This window comes from Noviherbaspirillum galbum (assembly GCF_010974945.1).
Classification (GTDB): Bacteria; Pseudomonadota; Gammaproteobacteria; order Burkholderiales; family Burkholderiaceae_D; genus Noviherbaspirillum; species Noviherbaspirillum galbum.
In genome coordinates, this window is sequence record NZ_JAAIVB010000091.1 from 1 (window position 1) to 3324 (window position 3324).

The 3324-nt window shown below is 70.9% G+C and carries 4 protein-coding genes; all 4 read left to right on the top strand.

The features are described from left to right. A partial coding sequence (locus tag G3574_RS27970) for a cytochrome c oxidase assembly protein (protein ID WP_163968855.1) occupies positions 1–852 on the top strand: 852 nt, incomplete at its 5' end. Next, positions 849–1223 carry a c-type cytochrome gene (locus G3574_RS27975; RefSeq protein ID WP_163968856.1) on the top strand — a complete coding sequence of 125 codons (375 nt, stop codon included), beginning with the start codon at positions 849–851 and terminating at the stop codon, positions 1221–1223. The genes G3574_RS27970 and G3574_RS27975, both read left to right, overlap by 4 nt. Positions 1224–1239: 16 nt before the next feature. Further along, entirely contained in the window at positions 1240–2079 is an 840-nt protein-coding gene (locus tag G3574_RS27980; RefSeq protein ID WP_163968857.1) for a c-type cytochrome, read from the top strand. Positions 2080–2122: 43 nt separating this feature from the next. Further along, positions 2123–3324: L-seryl-tRNA(Sec) selenium transferase (gene selA / locus G3574_RS27985; RefSeq protein ID WP_205609967.1), on the top strand; the 1202-nt coding region annotated here is incomplete at its 3' end.

A 3324-nucleotide genomic window follows, 5' to 3' on the forward strand; every position in this document is an offset into this window, starting at 1 on the left:
GCACGGCACTGGGAGGGCTGGCTGGTCTGCTCCCTCGTGCTGGCAGGCGCGGTGTATGCCCTTGGCATGCTGCGGCTGGCGGGCCGCGCCGGGCGCCTCGGCAAGGCGCTCGGCTTCGCCGCGCCGCCCGCCTTCGCGCTCGGGCTGGCGACGCTGGCGGCGGCGCTGGCGTCGCCGCTCGACGGACTGGCCGGCGAATCGCTTTCCGCGCACATGGCCCAGCACATGCTGCTGATGCTGGCGGCCCCGGCGCTGATCGCCTGGGGACGTCCCGGGCTAGCGAGCATCTGGGCATTGCCGCCGGCGGGCCGCCAGGCCGCCGGACGCTGGTGGCGCCGCGGACTGGCAGGGCGCTGCCTGCGCGCCCTGATGCGCCCCCTGCCGGCATGGCTGCTGGCAAGCGCGGCATTGTGGTTCTGGCATGTGCCGGCGGCGTACCGTTACGCGCTCGCGCATGAAGGCGCGCACTTCGCGGAACATCTTTCCTTCTTCTGGACGTCGCTTGCCTTCTGGATGCTGGTCCTGCATCCCCGCCAGTCCGGCGGACGCGGCCATGGCGTGGCGCTGCTGATGCTCGCCGGCTTTGCCCTGCACAGCGGCCTGCTCGGCGCCATGCTCACGTTTTCGTCCGTGCCCTGGTATGCGCCGCAGATGTCCGGACGCTTCGGCATGAGCGCGCTGGAAGACCAGCAACTGGCCGGCCTCCTGATGTGGATACCCATGAACCTGGCCCATCTCGCGAGCTTCGCATGGCTGTTCGCCGGCTGGCTGGATGCCATGGAAACGCGCAGGCCGCCGCTCGCGCGGGCGCTTGCCCCGCTGCAGGCGGGCGGGCCGGGAGGGCGGCCATGATCCGGGCCGCGCGCGTCGCCGCACGCTTCTGCCTGCTGCTTGCGGGAATCGCGGGAATCATGGGAAGCGCGGCCTCCGCCGCGCCGCCCGGCAACGACCGCGAACGCGGCAAGGAAGCCGTCGTGCGCCATAACTGCGCAGCCTGCCATGCGATTCCCGAGGTCAGCGGACTGGCGGGACGGGCCGGCCCCTCCCTCGCCAGAATCGGCGGGCGCGTCTACATCGCCGGGGTTCTCGCCAATACGCAGGACAACATGACGCGCTGGCTGCGCGATCCGCCCGGCGTCGACCCGCGCACCGCCATGCCGAACCTCGGCCTGACGGAACAGGAAGCGCGGGACATCGCCGCTTTCCTGGGGACCCTGAAATGAACGCCGGAGGCCTGCCATGAAGAAGCTCGCCATCGCGCTCCTCGTCCTGGCGCTGGCCGGCGCCGCCGTCGCGGCCGGTATCGTCTATTCCGGCGTCGTGAACGTCGCCGCTACCGAGCCGCACCTGAGCGTGTCTTATTACGTGCTGCACTACGCCATGCGCCGCTCGGTGATACACCATGCGCGCGACATCCAGGCGCCGCCGCTGGAAGATGCCGCGCGCATCGGGCGCGGCGCGGTCCTGTACCGCCAGCATTGCGTGCAATGCCATGGCGGGCCGGGGGTGGCGCCCGAAGCGCTCGGCTATGGCGTGCGGCCCGTGCCTACCAACCTGGCGGAGGATGAACGCGACTGGGAAGCAAGGGAGGTGTACTGGATCATCCGCCACGGCGTGCGCCTGAGCGCCATGCCGGCATGGGAATACCGCCTGAGCGAGGAAGAGATGTGGGACCTCACCGCCTTCGTCAAGCAACTGTCCAAGGTGTCGCCGCAAGACTACATGCAGATGACCGCGCCGCCTCCCAGGCGGGCGCCGCCGGCGGACCGGGAACGCGTTCCGCCCGGCTATGCCGGCAACGCCGCCGCCGGCAAGTTCGCGATGGAGCAATACCTGTGCGCAACCTGCCACGAGATCCCCGGCGTGGTCGGCGCTGACAAGAACGTCGGACCTTCCCTCAAGAGCATCGCGGGGCGCGCCTACATCGGCGGCGTGCTGCGCAATTCCGGCGACAACATGGTGCGCTGGCTGCGCAACCCCCAGCATGCCGATCCGCTGTCAGCCATGCCGAACCTGCAGGTGTCCGAACGCGATGCGCGCGACATGGCGGCCTACCTCGCCACCCTGACCGATCCCTGACGATGCACTATCCCGACCGACACTCCAACCTTGCGTCCCTGACATGAGCGACATCCTGCCTCTCCACGACCCGGCTTCCGTGCCTGCCTCGCAAACCCCGGCGTCCGCGCGCCGCCTGCCGCAGGTGCAGCGGCTGATGGAAAGCCCCGAGGCGGCCGGGCTGTGCCGCGAATACCGGCGCGACCAGGTGGTGGATGCCCTGCGCGCCGAACTCGCGCGCATGCGCGACGCCATCCTCGCGCGCCGTCCCGTCGACGACGATGCCGGATCGCCGGCATTCTTCCGGCGCGTGCTCGATGCCTTGCGCGCAACGCGGCAACCCTCGCTGCGGCGGGTCATCAATGCGACCGGCGTGGTGCTGCACACCAACCTCGGGCGGGCGCCCCTGCCGCAGGAAGCGCTGGCGGCGATCGCCGGTCTCGCGGCGGGATACTGCAACCTCGAGTTCGATCTCGACGGCGGACAGCGCGGCAGCCGCTACGACCATGTCGAGGCGCTCATCTGCCGCCTGACCGGCGCGGAGGCGGCGCTGGTGGTGAACAACTGCGCGGCGGCGGTGCTGCTGGCGCTGACGGCGCTCGCACGCGACGGGGAAGTGATCGCATCGCGCGGCGAACTGATCGAGATCGGCGGCTCGTTCCGCATGCCAGACGTGATCGCCCAGAGCGGCGCGTGCCTCGTCGAGGTGGGCGCCACGAACAAGACGCGCCTGTCCGACTATGCCGCCGCCATCACGCCGAAAACCCGCGTTATCCTCAAGAGCCATACCAGCAACTATCGCATCGTCGGCTTCAGCGCCCAGCCGGAACGCGCCGCGCTGGCCAGGCTTGCCGATGAACACGGCCTGGTGTTCATGGAAGACCTCGGCAGCGGCACCTTCGTCGACCTGCGGCCATTCGGCCTGCCGGAGGAGCCTACGGTGCAGCAATGCCTGCGCGAGGGCGCGGGCCTGCTTGCGTTCAGCGGCGACAAGCTGCTGGGCGGTCCGCAGGCCGGCATCCTGGCGGGCCGCCGCGACGACATCGCGCGCCTGAAGAAGCATCCCCTGCTGCGCGCCCTGCGCATCGACAAGCTGTCGCTGGCGGCGCTGGAGGCGGTGCTGCGCCTGCATGACCTGCCCGCGCCGGAGCGGCGGCTGCCGGTGCTGGACATGCTGGGCGCGCCGCCGGAAGCGCTGGCCGCGCGGGCGCGCCGGCTTGCCCGGCGCCTGCGCGCCATTCCCGGCCTGCAGGTTCGCATCCGGCG

Excerpts from the sequence above, each read along its gene's own strand:
- G3574_RS27975 (WP_163968856.1), top strand. The coding sequence starts at position 849 with ATGATCCGGGCCGCGCGCGTCGCCGCACGCTTCTGCCTGCTGCTTGCG.
- G3574_RS27980 (WP_163968857.1), top strand. The coding sequence starts at position 1,240 with ATGAAGAAGCTCGCCATCGCGCTCCTCGTCCTGGCGCTGGCCGGCGCC.